We start from the raw sequence: 16897 nt of genomic DNA, 5'->3' as shown, positions 1-16897 counted from the left end.
TATTTTATATCAGATAGATTGGTAGTTTTGTCAGCAAAACATGATATAAGATAAGATAGCGTGATGACTAGTTATTTATTGATACCTTAATTTCTAAGTTCAGAGATATAAAGTTATTGTTATATCTTTGCTTGTGAAATAAATAGTTTTTAAAATATAATAAAAAGAAAACACACAAATAGTATTATATTGTATATAATGTAAACGTTTGTTAGAAGAAATGCGAATAGTGAAAAAATTCTAATAATATATACAATTAATATTGACTATATAAAATATAGAATATAGAATATATATGTAAAGTTAATATTTTGGTGAATGAGGATTGTTGGAGATATTCCGTTTTATATAGGGATAACCGTAGGAGAAATGAATAGTATAGCTATGGGCTATTCAGAAGCTTTCAGGTGAAGTACAATAATCGGATACCACCCTGGAGAGACTCATTTTATGAGCATCGAAGAAGAAACTCAAAATTATTTTAATTTGTGGTTTTGGGGAAACTTTCAGATAAAAGGACAGGTGTAAATAGCATTTATTTGTGTGCATATTTACTTATTGTCCCTTTTTTGTTGCAAAAACATAAGAAATGTATAGTATAATTATGTTAGTGTATATTTAGTATGGACAAGTTATCTTTAGGTGTCTAAAATAAAATGGACTAGCATACTGATTAGTTATTTTTGAAGATGCCTTATTAAAATGATTAGATTTGGAGGAACATGAATATGTATAAAATAGCTGAAAAAAGGGATTTAGCACCTCAAATTTTCTTAATGAATATTGAAGCACCTAGGGTAGCTAGATCAGCTAAACCAGGTCAATTTATAATCGTTAGAATGGATGAAAAAGGAGAAAGAGTTCCTTTAACTATTTGCGACACAGACGCAGAAAAAGGAACAGTTACAATAGTTGTTCAAACTATTGGATGTTCAACTAAAGAAATGGCAAAATTAGAAGCTGGAGATATGGTAGCTGATTTTGTTGGACCATTGGGGATGGAATCTGAACTATTACATGAAGACTTAGAAGAACTTAAAAATAAGAAGATATTATTTATATCTGGTGGTGTTGGAGCTGCTCCAGTTTATCCACAAGTTAAATGGTTAAATGAACAAGGCATAAAAGCTGATGTTATAATGGGATATAAAACTAAGGAAATGGTAATTTTAGAAGAAGAAATGAAAACTGTTGCTGGAGATGTCTTTGTATGTACAGATGATGGTACTCATGGCTTCAAAGGAATGGTAACTAATAAATTACAAGATCTAGTACAAAACGAAGGTAAAAAATATGATTTAGTTGTATCAATAGGACCTATGATAATGATGAAATTCGTTTGTAAGTTAACAGAAGAGCTAGGAATAAGAACAGTTGTAAGTTTAAACCCAATAATGGTTGATGGAACTGGAATGTGTGGAGCATGTAGAGTTACTGTTGGAAATGAAACTAAATTTGCTTGTGTTGATGGCCCAGAATTTGATGGACACAAGGTTAACTTTGATGAGGCATTAAAAAGAATATCAATGTATAAAACTGAAGAGTGTAAAAAAGATAGCATAAAAGAAGGCTGTGGTTTAGGAGGTAATAAATAATGGCTATAGATAGAATGAAGAGAACTCCAATAGCAGAACAAGATGCTAAAGTAAGGGCTAAAAACTTTGAAGAAGTATGTTTAGGATATAATGAAGAAGAAGCTGTACAAGAGGCTTCAAGATGTTTAAACTGTAAAAACAAACCATGTGTTGGTAAATGTCCAGTTGCTATAGATATACCAGAATTTATAGCACATGTTAAAAATAGAGAATTTGAAGAAGCTGCTAAAGCTTTAGATAAGTATACAGCACTTCCAGCAGTTTGTGGAAGAGTTTGTCCTCAAGAATTGCAATGTGAAAGTAAATGCGTTCTTGGAATAAAAGGAGAGCCTGTGGCAATTGGTAAACTTGAAAGATTTGTGGCTGACTGGTCAAGAGAACATAATGTAGATTTAACTAAAGATATAGAAAAGAAGAATAGAAAAGTAGCTGTTATAGGCTCAGGTCCAGCAGGAATAACTTGTGCTGGGGATTTAGCTAAAATGGGATATGATGTAACTGTGTTTGAAGCATTACATGAACCAGGTGGAGTTTTAGTTTATGGAATTCCTGAGTTTAGATTACCAAAGGAAACAGTTGTTAAGCATGAAATAAATAATTTAATTAAATTAGGTGTAAAAATAGAACATAATGTAATTGTTGGAAGAACAGTTACAATAGATCAATTAATAAGTGAAGAAAAATTTGAGGCGGTGTTTATAGGTTCAGGTGCAGGTCTTCCTAAATTTATGGGAATACCAGGAGAAAACTTAAATGGAGTATTCTCTGCAAATGAATTTTTAACAAGAAATAACCTAATGAAAGCTTTCAAAGAAGGATATTCTACTCCAATAAAAGCTGGTAATAAAGTTGCAGTTGTTGGTGGTGGAAATGTTGCTATGGATGCTGCTAGAACAGCTTTAAGACTAGGGGCAGAGACTCATATAGTTTATAGAAGAAGTGAAGCAGAACTTCCAGCAAGAGTTGAAGAAGTACATCATGCTAAAGAAGAAGGAATAATACTTGACCTTCTAGTTAATCCAATTGAAATCCTTGGAGATGAAAATGGATGGGTTAAAGGAATGAAATGCATAAGAATGGAGCTAGGAGAAGCTGATGCTTCAGGAAGAAGAAGGCCTGTTGAGGTTCCAGATTCTGAGTTTGTAATTGACTGTGATACAGTTATAATGTCATTAGGAACATCACCAAACCCACTAATTCCATCAACAACAGAAGGATTAGAGATTAATAAGTGGAAGTGCATAGTAGCTGATGAAGAGACAGGAAAAACTTCTAAAGCTAAAGTTTATGCTGGTGGAGATGCTGTAACAGGTGCTGCAACAGTTATACTTGCAATGGAAGCAGGTAAAAAAGCTGCTAAAGCTATAGACGAAGATTTATCAAAAAATAACTAAATTGTTTAAATAACATATTTAATAAAAATATACAAGCTTACTATGAAGCTTGTATATTTTTTTAGAAAGTTATGATTTAAATGTTTACATAAAGACTTATTATTAAATATAAAATTATTTTATTGATAAAAGCAAATGTAAATAATAAATAACAGTGTTACTTAAGAAAATAAATTTAGTATAAATGAAAAGTACTTATAATTTATTTATTCTTTATTTTCCATTCTTAGTTTTTTATAATCTTCTATTATCCTTTCGATAAACTCTATTTGTTCTTCTTTGCTAAGTTTTGATAGTTCCTTGTAACCACAGTGATAAAAACAACCATGATATGATTTTATAGGTTTTTCTGATGGTCTATGTAATCTAAGGTCTAAAGGACAAGGCTGATACTTAGTATCTCTTGCTTTTAATTGATCCCTATTTATAGGATGGCTGTTTATCTCATCTATTAGTGCAATATTACCAACCTCTTCACAAAGTCCAACGAGACCTTTACCTTCTTTAACATGATTTAATAGTTTTTCAAGAGTATAGATATATTCTTTATCTGATAGCTCTTTATTTTCTAGTGCCTTCATTTTCTCTCTCCTTTTGCTTTTGTACCATAATTAATTAACTAATTTTATTATTAGCTATATTTTAACTGATTATTAAATTTAGATTCTATCTAAAAAATTTTAAATAATTTATAATTTGTTATTGTTATTGAAGTTACTGTGTAGCTTTAAAAATAAATTAATTTTAAATTTCTCAGCTTTTGCTGAGAAATGTCCGCAATTGTGAATTGTGAATTTAATAGCGTTATTTTAAGATACTAAAAAACACTAATTACTTTAAATATGCATTAATTTTTGAATCTATATACTTATAGCATACTTGATGCCACTATATTATAATATTTTTAAAACTAAATTTCCATGATTTCAATAGGAGTATGTATCCAAAATCCTTAAACTTTCATTTAGAATTCATGAAGAGAAAAATATTTTAAATACTTTATATTTAGGAGGAAAAGTATGAAAACATTAAAGATATTTCAAGTGGATGCTTTTACAGAAGAAAAGTTCAAAGGTAACCCAGCAGCAGTATGTATTTTAGAAGATGAAATAGAAGATAAAGAGTTACAAGCTATTGCTAAAGAAATGAATTTATCAGAAACTGCCTTTGTTAAAGCTATAGACGGAAAGTCCTTCAAAGATGAAAAAACTTTTTCATTAAGATGGTTTACGCCAACTCAAGAAGTGACCTTATGTGGACACGCTACTCTTGCAACTTCACAGGTTATATTTGAGCACTATAATAATTGCAATGAAAAACTAAATTTCCAAACTAAAAGTGGCAATCTTGTGTGTGAAAAAACATTAAAAGGTATATCTTTAAATTTTCCACTAGATAAACCAACGGATATAGTACCTGGAAATCAGTTATTAGAAGCAATGGGAATTAAAGATTTTAAAGATTGTATAATCGGTGAAAATACAAGGAAAGTAGTTATTAAACTTAGTAGTATAAAAGAAGTATTAGAACTTAAACCTAATTATGAAAAAATGAAAACTATAGCCTTTAAAACAGATATTAAAGGAGTAGGGGTTACATGTAAAGGTGATGAGAACTATGATTTTATTTCTCGTTATTTTAATCCATGGGCAGGTATAAATGAAGATTCTGTCACTGGATCGGTTCATACTTTATTGGCTAATTATTGGAAGGAAATTTTTAATAAAAATACATTAAAAGCATATCAAGCCTCAGAGAGAGGTGGAGAAATACTGCTTAATATTCTAAATGATGATAGAGTTGAATTAATTGGCAAGGCTGTGATTGTACTTAAAGGAGAGATTTATACAATTGAGAATTGACAACTTAATTCAATTCACAATTCACAATGCAAAATTCACAATTGTGGATATTTCTCAGCCTCTGCTGAGAAATTTAGAATTGATTTGTTTTTGAAGTTACGAGGTAACTTCTTATAAAAACTAGCAATTGTATTACTAGTAAAGAAAATTAGTTAAAGAAATTAATTCGTAAAGAATTAATTTCCACCGCATTGTCAATTTTCCATTATCAATTGTCAATTGTATAAGTTGTCCATCGTCAATTTTCAATTGACTAAGCTTTTCTTCTTTTTAATGTGGACAAGTGATATAATTTATTTAGTTATATATTAGGCATCTTCAAAAAAATAATAGATCAGTATGATTAGCATATTTTATATCATACTGCGTTGTCAGAACCTGATCATAGCACCACTATGAGCAGAACCTGACGCCTTGTCTGATATGAGGCATATTCAAAAAATAGCTAGTTAGTATACTCATCTATTTTGCATCATACTGCGTCGTCAGAACTCCATGATAGCTAAACTATCATGAAAACCTGTCTCCTTTTCTGATGCAAAATATATTTCGCATCTTTAACTAGCTATTTTCTTTCATATGTCTAAAATATACTAACATCTTTGGTCTATTATTTTCTTTCAGATGCCTTAAAGAAATAAAGCTTTGGGAGGAAGATTTTATGTTGTTGGATAAGGTCAAAAAATTTTATGGTAGTGAATATGATTTAAATTGTGCTGAAACTATAATTTATGCGGCAAATGAAGAATATAATATGAATCTTAATAAACAAACCTTAAAGGCAATGGCAGCTTTTGGTGGTGGAATGGCAGTGGAAAGTGTTTGCGGTGTTATAACAGGTGCTATATCTGTAATTGGAATATTATTTACTGAAGAAAGAGCTCATGAAAGTGATAGAGTAAAAAATTTAACGAAGGAATACTTTGAAGAATTTACCTCAAAATTAGGTAGCGATAATTGTGCAAAATTAAAAGAGAATTATAGAAATGATGAAGCAAGATGTTTTAAAATGATAGAAATTGGTGCAGAAGTTTTAGATGAGATAGTTATGAGAGAACTTAGGTAATTCACAATTCACAGTGCAAAATTCACAATTATGGATATTTCTCAGCTGTCACTGAGAAATTTAGAATTGATTCCGTAGCGGCGAACAGTGTTCGCCACATAACTAGCAACTGTATTGCTAGTCAAAAATTTATTAAAAGAAATTATTTTGTTTAAAAATAATTTCCTCCTTAATTGTGAATTGTGCATTATCTTAAGTTCTCAATTGTATAACTTGTTTATTTAGTGAAAGAATTATAATATCTCTTATATTTACTGAAGTAAATTTTATAATAAAAGGATGTGTTATGATGGATTTTAAAGAAATTTTAGAATTTGAAGATAGAATTGTATTAAAGGGAGTTAAAAACTTTGAATTACCTCATATTTTTGAATGCGGACAATGCTTTAGATGGAGTAGGTTAGAAAATGATAATTATATTATGGTAGCTTATAGAAAAGTTATAGAGTTAGAAAAAAATAATGATGAGGTAATAATTTATAATACAACTAAAGAAGACTTTGATAACATATGGTGTGATTATTTTGATTTAAAAAGAGATTATACTTCTATTAAAGAAGAATTAAGTAAGGATTCATTACTTAAAAAATCCGTAGAATTTGGACATGGAATTAGATTACTTCAGCAAGAACCTTTCGAAATAGTACTATCTTTTATAACTTCTGCAAACAATAGAATCCCAATGATAAAAAGAGCAATAGAAAATATAAGCAAGAAATTCGGAGATGAACTTCATTATAAAGGTAAAATATATTATGCTTTTCCTACACCAGAGCAACTTATAAATGCTTCACCAGAAGAAATTGAAAGCTTAGGAGTTGGATTTAGAGCAAAATACATAACCGATGCTATAAACAAAGTTTATAATAATGTTTATAATTTGGAAGAAATAAAAGCATTAAGTGACGATGAATGTCATGAAGCATTAAAGCAGTTTAATGGTATAGGACCTAAAGTTTCAGACTGTATAATGCTATTCTCAATGGGAAAATATTCTGCTTTTCCTGTGGATGTATGGGTAAAAAGAGCAATGCAATTTTTCTATTTAGCGCCAGATGTATCTTTACCTAAGATAAGGATATTTGCTCGTGATAAATTTGGAGAATTATCAGGCTTTGCACAACAATATCTATTCTACTACGCTAGGGAGAATAATATAAAAATTGAGTAGTATGAACAGATTTAAATTATAGCTTAAGAAAAATTTATTAATTTACAATACAAAACTTAGTCAATGGAGAAGTTGCAGGAATGAAGAATTAAGTATGAAGAATGAAGAATTAAGGAGGAAATTAATTTTATCAAACTAATTTCTTTAATAGATTTTTAATAAAAGTAATCATGACGTTTCAAAGATAAATAAATTCTAAATTTCTCAGTCTTTGCTGAGAAATATCCACAATTCTTCATTCTTCATTATCAATTCTTAATTAATAAGATTGTGAATTAGAAAAGTTGTCAATTGTCAATTTTCCATTGTAGAAGGGATGTTTATGAATTATATAATTGATAAAATAAATAAGTATAAAGGATATATTATATTAGGAATTCTCATAATCGTTGGTGGATTTATTGGTTATGAGTATTTTTTTAAATATGCTGATTTGTTTAAAAATCCAGAAAAGATAAAAGAAATTATTTTATCCTATGGAAGTTATAGCATATTAATCTTTATACTAATACAAATACTTCAAGTAGTATTCTTCTTTATTCCAGGAGAAGTTATACAAATTGCAGGAGGATACATTTTTGGTAGCTTTTTAGGAGGAATAATTTCTGTTATTGGCATTTTTCTAGGAAGTGCTATTGGATATTTAATTGCAAGATATTTGGCAAGAGATATGGTCCGAAAAATCATAGAAAAGAAAAATCTAAAATTCTTTAGAAAAATATTAACAAAAGGTAGTAATAAAATGATCATATTGCTTGTATACTTAATTCCAGGGATACCTAAAGATATATTAGTCTATCTTTGTGGATTATCTGATGTAGATTTCTGGGACTTTATATTATATTCAAGTATAGGCAGATTTCCATGGATAATTATTTCAGCTATGTTTGGAGATAGTATAGGTAATAGAAACTATATAATTTTGGGAAGCTTAGCCATAATATCTATTATATTCTTCTTAATAGGAGTACTAAAAGGAAATAAAATACTTCAATACTTACATAAGTTACATGAAAAAAGAAAAAAAGGTAAGGGATATTAAAGTAGAACTTAAGGAAAAATACAATTAATAGAAATATTGAGAAAAGATAAGGAAAATAAAGTTATATTAAGGAAAATTGAAATAAAGGCTATTTTTGAAGTGTAAAGCAAATTTGATATTAATCTAAGGTTTAATTATGATAATAATAGAATTAGCACTCAATGATATGGAGTGCTAACAAATTAAAAATAAATAATTTTTATTTCATATATTTAAGGAGGGCTAAACTATGGCAATAAAACCACTTGGTGATAGAGTAGTTATAAAAAGATTAGAGGCTGAGGAGAAGACTAAGAGCGGAATAGTTCTTACGTCAGCATCAAAGGAGAAACCACAAGAGGCTGAGGTTATTGCAGTAGGCTCAGGACTTGTAGTTGACGGAAAAGAAATAAAAATGGAAGTTAAAGTAGGGGATAAAATATTATTCTCTAAATACGCAGGTAATGAAATTAAACACGAAGGACAAGAATATATCATATTAAAGCAAGAAGATATATTAGCAGTTATAGAGTAATATTATAGAATATAGTCGAAAAGTAAGCGTATAATAGGAGGTTTTTATCATGGCTAAGACAATTTTATTCGGTGAAGAAGCAAGAAGAGCTATGCAAAGAGGAGTGGATACTTTAGCAGATACAGTTAAAGTAACTTTAGGACCAAAAGGAAGAAACGTTGTTTTAGATAAAAAATTCGGTTCTCCACTTATAACTAATGATGGAGTAACAATTGCTAGAGAAATAGAACTTGAAGATGCTTTTGAAAATATGGGAGCACAACTTGTTAAAGAAGTTGCTACAAAAACTAATGATGTAGCAGGGGATGGTACTACAACAGCTACAGTTTTAGCTCAAGCTATAATAAGAGAGGGCTTAAAAAACGTAACAGCTGGTGCTAATCCAATGTTAATAAGAAATGGAATAAGAATGGCAGTAGATAAATCTGTTGAAGAAATAAAAAAATATTCTAAGCCAATAAACGGAAAAGAAGATATATCAAGAGTTGCAGCTGTATCAGCAGCAGATGAAGAAATCGGACAATTAATAGCAGATGCAATGGAAAAAGTGGGAAATGAAGGAGTTATCACTGTTGAAGAATCTAGAACTATGGGAACAGAGCTTGACGTAGTTGAAGGAATGCAATTTGACAGAGGATATTTAAGCCCATATATGGTAACTGATCCAGATAAAATGGAAGCTATTTTAGATGACGCATATATCTTAATCACTGATAAGAAAATCAGTAACTTACAAGAGATTCTACCAGTACTTGAACAAATAGTTCAGCAAGGAAAGAAATTATTAATAATTGCTGAAGACATAGAAGGAGAAGCATTAGCTACATTAGTAGTTAATAAATTAAGAGGAACATTTACTTGTGTTGCTGTTAAAGCTCCTGGATTTGGTGACAGAAGAAAAGAAATGCTTGAAGATATAGCAATACTTACAGGTGGAGTTGTAATTTCTGAAGAGTTAGGATATGACCTAAAAGAAGCTACAGTAGAAATGCTTGGAAGAGCTGAAAGTGTTAAAATTTCTAAAGAAAATACGACTATTGTAAATGGAAAAGGAAATAAAGAAAATATAGCTCAAAGAGTAAATCAAATAAAAATACAAATGGAAGAAACAACTTCTGATTTCGATAAAGAAAAATTAAATGAAAGACTTGCAAAACTTGCAGGTGGAGTAGCTGTAATAAAAGTTGGAGCTGCTACAGAAACAGAACTTAAAGAAAGAAAATTAAGAATAGAAGACGCATTAGCGGCTACCAAAGCTGCTGTTGAAGAAGGAATAATTGCTGGTGGTGGAACTGCATATGCAAATGCAATTCCTGAAGTTGAAAAATTAACTTCTGATATAGATGATATTCAAGTTGGTATCAATATTGTGAAAAAAGCATTAGAAGAACCATTAAGACAAATAGTTATAAATGCTGGTTATGAAGGTTCTGTAATCATAGAAAAAGTTAAAGGAACTGGAGCAGAAATGGGTTACGATGCATTAAGAGGAGAATTCGTAGACATGATAAAAGCTGGTATAGTTGACCCAACTAAGGTTGCAAGAACTGCTCTTCAAAATGCTGCATCAGTAGCTGCAACATTCTTAACAACAGAATCTGCTGTAGTAGATCTTCCAGAGAAAAATCCTGTTGCACCTATGGCACCAGATATGGGAATGGGTGGAATGTACTAATAAAAAAACATGGAGTTATGACGAAAGTCATAACTCTTTTTTTATGTATATGAAAGTATAAAAAATTTTGAAAGTTGAAGATAAAAATAGTAGATATTTTTTATAACCTATATTATAATAAGAACAAATGTTCTGTGGAGGGAAGATAAAATAATGATAAATAAAATAGGGAAAATAACAATATACGCAAATAATCAAGAAGAAGCTAAAAAATTCTGGACTGAAAAAGTGGGATTTGTAGTTAAGTTTGAACAAGAAATCATGCCAGGTATGAAATGGTTAGAAGTAGGTCCAAGTGAAGATGAATTTACAACATTTATATTATATAATAAAGAAGCAATGGAGACTCAAAATCCGTCAGCTAATGTTACTCATCCATCAATAATATTAAGTACAACTGATATTGATAAGGCATATGACGAGATGAAAGAAAATGGAGTGGATTTAGGAAAGCTAATGGCTATGCCTTATGGAAAGATGTTTTCATTTAAAGATCAAGATGGAAATGAGTACTTATTAAGAGAAGATAAATAGGATATTTATAGAGTGATAAAGTTATTCTTTATCACTTTTTTAAAAACATTAATTAATACATCTTCAAGAAATAGCAGACTAGTATTCTATCTTATTTTCTATCATACTGAGTTATCAGAATCTTTTCATAGCATAACTATAGAGGGAATCTAACGCCTTGCGTGATGCAAACTATATGGCTCATAGTTGACTTGTTATTTTCTTTTGCATTTCTAAAATTTAAACTAATTCTTAATAAATTGATTATAAAAAAAGTTAGAGTTAAGATATAAAAAAGCAAACTTATCTCCAAATTTTCCATAAGAATAAAAAAGCATTTATAGATTTTTATTTCACAGTTATAATTTAAATTAAATACGTTATATAATTAGATGAACTTTTTATTAATTTTATTCTTTTTTAATGTTGACAAAATGTTAAATATTAAATAGAATAGTTTTAATAAGTTACGGAAATAACAAAAATAGCATTAAATATTAATATATTTAACTCATATATCCCTTGAATATGGCAAGGAGTATCTACCGGAAACCAAGAATTTCTGACTATGAGTAAAATTGGTATACTTATATTTGAGTTTTTATTAATGAAGCTTTTATTGAGTACTAATTTTACTTAGAGGGAATAAGTAGAGTTAGTATTTTTTATTTGCTATGAATTTCAAGTTTAAATATTAAACATATTCAATTTAAAAGATCTAATATTAGAAGAAATTACTAAAACCTTTTAGATAATTAGATTTAGTTAATTTCCTTTATATGTGGACAAGTTATTTACTGTATAAGTATGTATTATTTGTGGAATACAACTTATGAGGGAATTTAAAAATTATAATTAGGAGTGAGGATATAATGGCAAGAATATTAAAGCAAGCATACACATTCGATGATTTATTATTAGTTCCAAATAAATCTGAAGTTTTACCTAAGGATGTTTCTTTAGTTACTAATTTAACTAAAAAAATAAAACTAAATATTCCATTAATGAGTGCAGGTATGGATACGGTAACTGAATCTAAAATGGCAATATCTATGGCAAGAGAAGGCGGAATTGGAGTAATACATAAAAATATGAGTATTGAGGCTCAAGCTAATGAAGTTGATAGAGTTAAGAGACAAGAAAATGGTATAATTACAAATCCTATATCATTACCTAAAGGTAAAATAGTTCAAGATGCATTAGACTTAATGGCTAAATACAGAATATCAGGGATACCTGTTACAGAGGGAAAAAAACTGGTAGGAATTATTACTAATAGAGACATTGTTTATGAAACAGATTATACTAAAAGTATTGAGGAAGTAATGACAAGCAAAAATTTAGTCACTGCACCTCAAGGTACTACTGTGGAAGCTGCTAAAGAAATATTGAAAAAACATAAAATAGAAAAATTGCCATTAGTAGATAGTGAAGGAAATTTAACAGGATTAATAACTGTAAAAGATATAGAAAAAACAGTTAAATTCCCAAATGCAGCTAAGGATGAAAGAGGAAGACTTCTTTGTGGTGCAGCAGTTGGCGTAACTAAAGATATGATGGAAAGAGTAGATGCATTAGTTGCGGTGGATGTTGACGTTATAACTATAGATACAGCTCATGGACATTCTAAAGGAGTTTTAGATGCTGTAAAAACTGTTAAAGAAAAATATCCAGAACTTCAAGTTATTGCAGGAAACGTTGCTACAGCTGAAGCTACAAAAGACCTAATAGAAGCCGGTGCAGACTGTATTAAAGTTGGTATCGGACCAGGATCAATTTGTACAACAAGAGTTGTTGCAGGAGTTGGAGTACCTCAATTAACAGCAATTATGGATTGTGTAGAAGAAGCAAATAAATATGATGTACCAGTTATTGCTGACGGAGGACTTAAATATTCAGGAGACGTAGTTAAGTCACTTGCTGCTGGAGCTAAGATTTGTATGATGGGTTCAATGTTTGCAGGTTGTGAAGAAGCACCGGGAGAAACTGAAATTTATCAAGGAAGAAGTTATAAAGTTTATAGAGGAATGGGTTCTTTAGGAGCTATGGCCGCAGGAAGTAAAGATAGATATTTCCAAGAAGATAATAAGAAACTTGTTCCAGAAGGTGTAGAAGGAAGGCTTCCATTTAAAGGACCAGTTGTTGATACAATTTATCAATTAGTTGGTGGTATACGTTCAGGAATGGGATACTTAGGATCACCTACACTACCAATACTATATGAAACTGCTACTTTCGTAATTCAGACATCAGCGGGACTTAGAGAAAGTCATCCTCATGATATTTCAATCACAAAAGAAGCTCCAAACTATAGTGCTTAATCATCTTAGGATGATTAAGTTCTTTAAGGCAGTATTAATAAAATAGCTAGTAAAGGTACTAATTACTTTATTAAATACTGCTAAAGGAGAAATCAATTTTAAGGAGGAAGCTAAGATAATGAAAAGAGAACTTATATTAGTTGTTGACTTTGGCGGACAATACAATCAACTTATAGCAAGAAGAGTAAGAGAAAATCATGTCTATTGTGAAATAGTTCCTTATACAATTTCTGCTGAGAAAATTAAAGAAATGAATCCAAAAGGAATAATATTTACTGGTGGACCAAACAGTGTTTATGGAGAAGAAGCTCCACAAATAGATAAAAATATATTTGAACTTAATATTCCAATACTAGGAATATGTTATGGTGCACAATTAATGGCACATACATTAGGTGGAAATGTTAAGACAGCAACAGTTAGAGAATATGGTAAAACTGATGTAAATCTTCAAATGAACAATAAATTGTTTGAGGGAATATCTGAAACACAATGCTGGATGAGTCATACTGATTTCATAGAAAGTGCACCTCAAGGCTTTGAGATTATAGGACACACTAGTGAATGTCCAATAGCAGCTTTTTGTAGTGAAGAAAAAATGTTATACGGAGTACAATTCCATCCAGAAGTTCAACATACACTATTCGGTGAGAAGATGATAACAAATTTCTTATATAACGTATGTAAAGTAGCTGGAGATTGGTCAATGGCTTCTTTTGCAGAAGAAAAAATAAAAGAAATAAAAGAAAAAGTTGGAGATAAAAAGGTATTATGCGCATTATCAGGTGGAGTAGACTCATCTGTTGCAGCGGTACTAGTACATAAAGCTGTTGGAAAACAGTTAACTTGTGTTTTTGTTGATCATGGTCTTTTAAGAAAAGACGAAGGAGATCAAGTTGAAGAGATATTCAGAAAAGGTTTTGACATGAACCTTATAAGAGTAAATGCACAAGATAGATTCCTTGGAAAACTTAAAGGTGTAAGTGATCCAGAAAGAAAGAGAAAGATTATAGGAGGAGAGTTTATTAGAGTATTTGAAGAAGAATCTAATAAACTTGGAGAAATAGATTTCTTAGTTCAAGGAACTATATATGCTGACGTTGTAGAAAGTGGAACAAATACATCTGCAACAATTAAAAGTCACCACAATGTAGGAGGACTTCCAGAAGATATAACTTTTGAACTTATTGAACCATTAAGAGAGTTATTTAAAGATGAAGTTAGAGCAGTTGGAGAAGAACTTGGAATTCCACATCATTTAGTATGGAGACAGCCTTTCCCAGGACCAGGTCTTGCAATAAGAGTCCTTGGAGAAGTTACAGAAGATAAATTAGAAATAGTTAGAGAAGCAGATGCTATTTTTAGAGAAGAAGTTGCATTAAACGGCTTAGAAAGTGAGATATGGCAATACTTTGCTTGTCTTCCAAACATTCAATCTGTTGGAGTTATGGGAGATGAAAGAACTTACTGCCATACAGTAGCATTAAGAGCAGTTACATCTTCAGACGGAATGACTTCAGATTGGGCAAGAGTACCATATGAAGTATTAGATAAAGTTTCAAGAAGAATTGTTAATGAAGTTAAAGGAGTAAACAGAATAGTTTACGACGTAACTTCTAAACCACCTTCAACTATAGAGTGGGAATAGTTTCTATATATAAATAGATGACATAAAATCAAGCATTATCGGGGTTAAATGTATTTACTGACCTACATTTGACCCTGTTTTATTTTTTAAATGTTCATTTATATTATTTGTAATATTAAATTTATGATTTATGTTTTAAGCAAATAAATAAAAGAGCTCTTAACAGGGCTCTTTTTTGATATATACAGATGTAAAAATAGTCGATAAATAAAGGATTATCTACCTTAATGTAGAAATTATATTATTATAGATGAGTTTTATGAATAAGGAATTAAATACATTGGAAGAGGTTATTGTAGAATTAGTAGCAAGTAAAGGTAACATATCTAATTGTAATAATTCTTATGCAGGTTATAGAGAAGGATTGAAAGAACATTTTTTAGAAAAATATAAAATTGTATAGTGAATTTTAGGTTTCTTCCATAAAAGGGAGGAGAATTACAATGTATTTTGAGAATGAAATTTTACATCCAGGAGATAAAATAAAAAAATTAAGAATAATGCTGCATGCAGCACAAAAAGAACTTTCAAGTAAAAACATAAGCCGAAATTTTATTAGTGCAATTGAAAATAAGAGAGCTTTATTAAGTGTTAATGCAGCTAGGGTTATTGCTGATAATTTAAATAAAATAATAGATGATGGAGCATATACACTGCCACATATAACCTCAGAGGAACTACTTTTAAGTGAAGAAGAACAGGCTATAAGAATTGTAAAAAATGAAATAACAGAGCTGAGTAAATATAAGAATGCATCAATAAAACAGTTTAAATTGAAAGTTGATAATATTGAAAAAATAATTAATTCATATAACATACCAGAAGATGTAATGTATAATTTTTTTGAAGTTGTTATTGAATTTTATTATAANNAAAAGTTAGATTTATCATCAATAGAACAAAATAAGATAGAATATATTGAATCATTACTTACTAAAATGAAAATATATATAGAGTTAAACAAAGATTCTAGTATAGTACATCTAGGTGAATATATATTAGAATTTATGAAGCGGAATAAAATAGATAATGAAACATATAGAAAAAGAATATATTTTAATGTGGCTCTATATTGTAAAAAGTTGAATAAGAGCAAAGAAGGATTATACTATATAAATAAGCTTAAATCAGAGTTTAAACTTACTGAAAGTGAGCTTAGTGATGTAACACTTGTGGAAGGAAAACTTTATCGACAAATTGGAAACTATAAACTTGCAAAAATAAAACTCCATGAATCTTTAGAATTAAGTATTAAAATAAAATGTAATAGAAGTATAGTAATTGCATATAATAGTTTAGCACATCATTACTGTTTGTTAAAAGATTATGGAAGAGCTAAGTTTTATGTTGATATGGCCATACAGATTGGTAATGATAATAATATTGATGATGAGAGATTAGCACAAATCTTTCATGAGGCTTTTACTATTTATTTAAACTTCGATGAAGATAAAATGCTTTATTATTTTAATAAAACATTAGATAAGGCATTTTTAATAAGTAATAATGAAATAATACTAGACGCAATAAACAGAATATTTGATTATTTTGAAGCGAAAAATAGCATAAATAAAAATTTAGAAATATTAAAAAATATAGATGAAAAAACTAAGAATTATGATAAAAAAAATGAGTTGGGAGAAATATACATAAGAGCATTTAATTATATAGATTTTTAAAAAAGTATTAAAATTAGATTTTTAACTATAAATAAGTTATTAAAATAATAAGTAATGGAGGATCTAAAATGAAAAAAAGAATTGGTATATTAGTGTTAATGGGATTAGTAGCTATTAATACACTTTATAGTACTGCATTTGCAAAAGAATTAAAAACTATTAATAGGGATTTACACGATAAGTCTATTATATTATTTTCAGATGGAGATCCTAAACCATGGTAAAAATAAAAGCAGGCTATATTCTATATGTAGCCTGCTTTTATTTTTAAAGTGGTAAACCAATTATAGAATTTTTCTTTATAGGGATAGAAAATACCCAAAATAATTGGAATTTTGAAATGAAAAATAAATTTTTTATAGATTCTGTATAATTATTTGAAAAGAAATAAAGGGAGTAAAAAATTAAATCATAATA

General features: G+C 29.3%; 14 protein-coding genes and 2 riboswitches. Of the genes, 13 read left to right on the top strand and 1 reads right to left on the bottom strand.

The genetic code is table 11. The features are described from left to right. Positions 1-423 precede the first annotated feature (423 nt). Positions 424-532, top strand: a riboswitch (glycine riboswitch). Between the two features lie 196 nt (positions 533-728). After that, positions 729-1595 (top strand): sulfide/dihydroorotate dehydrogenase-like FAD/NAD-binding protein, encoded by an 867-nt coding sequence (locus B3603_RS14630; RefSeq protein ID WP_039632847.1) that lies wholly within the window; start codon positions 729-731, stop codon positions 1593-1595. Positions 1596-1600: 5 nt separating this feature from the next. Beyond that, positions 1601-2989: an NADPH-dependent glutamate synthase gene (gene gltA, locus B3603_RS14625; RefSeq protein WP_291566257.1), complete on the top strand. Its 1389-nt coding sequence runs from the start codon at positions 1601-1603 to the stop codon at positions 2987-2989. A gap of 206 nt (positions 2990-3195) precedes the next feature. Here gltA and B3603_RS14620 read toward each other — a convergent pair whose 3' ends face one another. After that, positions 3196-3570 (bottom strand): hypothetical protein, encoded by a 375-nt coding sequence (locus B3603_RS14620; protein ID WP_291566213.1) that lies wholly within the window; start codon positions 3568-3570, stop codon positions 3196-3198. A 438-nt stretch (positions 3571-4008) separates the two neighbouring features. On the opposite strand from B3603_RS14620, the gene B3603_RS14615 reads away from it, so the two are divergent. From B3603_RS14615 to B3603_RS14565, 11 genes are all read left to right on the top strand, one after another. Then, positions 4009-4851 (top strand): PhzF family phenazine biosynthesis protein, encoded by an 843-nt coding sequence (locus B3603_RS14615; protein WP_291566211.1) that lies wholly within the window; start codon positions 4009-4011, stop codon positions 4849-4851. Between the two features lie 661 nt (positions 4852-5512). Beyond that, positions 5513-5917 carry a C-GCAxxG-C-C family (seleno)protein gene (locus B3603_RS14610; RefSeq protein ID WP_291566209.1) on the top strand — a complete coding sequence of 135 codons (405 nt, stop codon included), beginning with the start codon at positions 5513-5515 and terminating at the stop codon, positions 5915-5917. 289 nt (positions 5918-6206) lie between these two features. After that, entirely contained in the window at positions 6207-7088 is an 882-nt protein-coding gene (locus tag B3603_RS14605; protein ID WP_291566207.1) for a DNA-3-methyladenine glycosylase family protein, read from the top strand. Positions 7089-7410: 322 nt separating this feature from the next. Then, positions 7411-8130 carry a TVP38/TMEM64 family protein gene (locus B3603_RS14600; RefSeq protein ID WP_291566205.1) on the top strand — a complete coding sequence of 240 codons (720 nt, stop codon included), beginning with the start codon at positions 7411-7413 and terminating at the stop codon, positions 8128-8130. Positions 8131-8359: 229 nt separating this feature from the next. Beyond that, positions 8360-8644, top strand: coding sequence for a co-chaperone GroES (gene groES / locus B3603_RS14595; protein WP_039632861.1), 285 nt, complete (start codon positions 8360-8362; stop codon positions 8642-8644). Between the two features lie 49 nt (positions 8645-8693). After that, positions 8694-10319 carry a chaperonin GroEL gene (gene groL / locus B3603_RS14590; RefSeq protein ID WP_291566202.1) on the top strand — a complete coding sequence of 542 codons (1626 nt, stop codon included), beginning with the start codon at positions 8694-8696 and terminating at the stop codon, positions 10317-10319. Between the two features lie 153 nt (positions 10320-10472). Beyond that, positions 10473-10853, top strand: coding sequence for a VOC family protein (locus tag B3603_RS14585; protein WP_291566200.1), 381 nt, complete (start codon positions 10473-10475; stop codon positions 10851-10853). A 470-nt stretch (positions 10854-11323) separates the two neighbouring features. Continuing rightward, positions 11324-11421: riboswitch (purine riboswitch) on the top strand. 283 nt (positions 11422-11704) lie between these two features. Further along, on the top strand, positions 11705-13153 hold the full coding sequence (gene guaB, locus B3603_RS14580; RefSeq protein WP_291566198.1) for an IMP dehydrogenase: 1449 nt from the start codon (positions 11705-11707) through the stop codon (positions 13151-13153). A gap of 118 nt (positions 13154-13271) precedes the next feature. Further along, entirely contained in the window at positions 13272-14801 is a 1530-nt protein-coding gene (gene guaA / locus B3603_RS14575; RefSeq protein WP_291566196.1) for a glutamine-hydrolyzing GMP synthase, read from the top strand. A 259-nt stretch (positions 14802-15060) separates the two neighbouring features. Continuing rightward, positions 15061-15204, top strand: coding sequence for a hypothetical protein (locus B3603_RS14570; RefSeq protein WP_291566194.1), 144 nt, complete (start codon positions 15061-15063; stop codon positions 15202-15204). 1344 nt (positions 15205-16548) lie between these two features. After that, on the top strand, positions 16549-16704 hold the full coding sequence (locus B3603_RS14565) for a hypothetical protein (protein WP_291566192.1): 156 nt from the start codon (positions 16549-16551) through the stop codon (positions 16702-16704). The last annotated feature ends 193 nt before the right edge of the window (positions 16705-16897 follow it).

This window comes from Clostridium sp. UBA2485 (assembly GCF_002341865.1).
Classification (GTDB): Bacteria; Bacillota; Clostridia; order Clostridiales; family Clostridiaceae; genus Clostridium_J.
The sequence above is the reverse complement of the archived record's forward strand: the minus strand, read 5'-3'. Positions and strand labels throughout refer to the sequence as shown.

What these genes read in the sequence shown, in the direction of transcription:
- B3603_RS14630 (WP_039632847.1), top strand. Translation starts at nt 729, where the DNA reads ATGTATAAAATAGCTGAAAAAAGGGATTTAGCACCTCAAATTTTCTTA.
- B3603_RS14620 (WP_291566213.1), bottom strand. Translation starts at nt 3,570, where the DNA reads ATGAAGGCACTAGAAAATAAAGAGCTATCAGATAAAGAATATATCTAT.
- B3603_RS14615 (WP_291566211.1), top strand. Translation starts at nt 4,009, where the DNA reads ATGAAAACATTAAAGATATTTCAAGTGGATGCTTTTACAGAAGAAAAG.
- B3603_RS14610 (WP_291566209.1), top strand. Translation starts at nt 5,513, where the DNA reads ATGTTGTTGGATAAGGTCAAAAAATTTTATGGTAGTGAATATGATTTA.
- B3603_RS14605 (WP_291566207.1), top strand. Translation starts at nt 6,207, where the DNA reads ATGGATTTTAAAGAAATTTTAGAATTTGAAGATAGAATTGTATTAAAG.
- B3603_RS14600 (WP_291566205.1), top strand. Translation starts at nt 7,411, where the DNA reads ATGAATTATATAATTGATAAAATAAATAAGTATAAAGGATATATTATA.
- groES (WP_039632861.1), top strand. Translation starts at nt 8,360, where the DNA reads ATGGCAATAAAACCACTTGGTGATAGAGTAGTTATAAAAAGATTAGAG.
- groL (WP_291566202.1), top strand. Translation starts at nt 8,694, where the DNA reads ATGGCTAAGACAATTTTATTCGGTGAAGAAGCAAGAAGAGCTATGCAA.
- B3603_RS14585 (WP_291566200.1), top strand. Translation starts at nt 10,473, where the DNA reads ATGATAAATAAAATAGGGAAAATAACAATATACGCAAATAATCAAGAA.
- guaB (WP_291566198.1), top strand. Translation starts at nt 11,705, where the DNA reads ATGGCAAGAATATTAAAGCAAGCATACACATTCGATGATTTATTATTA.
- guaA (WP_291566196.1), top strand. Translation starts at nt 13,272, where the DNA reads ATGAAAAGAGAACTTATATTAGTTGTTGACTTTGGCGGACAATACAAT.
- B3603_RS14570 (WP_291566194.1), top strand. Translation starts at nt 15,061, where the DNA reads ATGAATAAGGAATTAAATACATTGGAAGAGGTTATTGTAGAATTAGTA.
- B3603_RS14565 (WP_291566192.1), top strand. Translation starts at nt 16,549, where the DNA reads ATGAAAAAAAGAATTGGTATATTAGTGTTAATGGGATTAGTAGCTATT.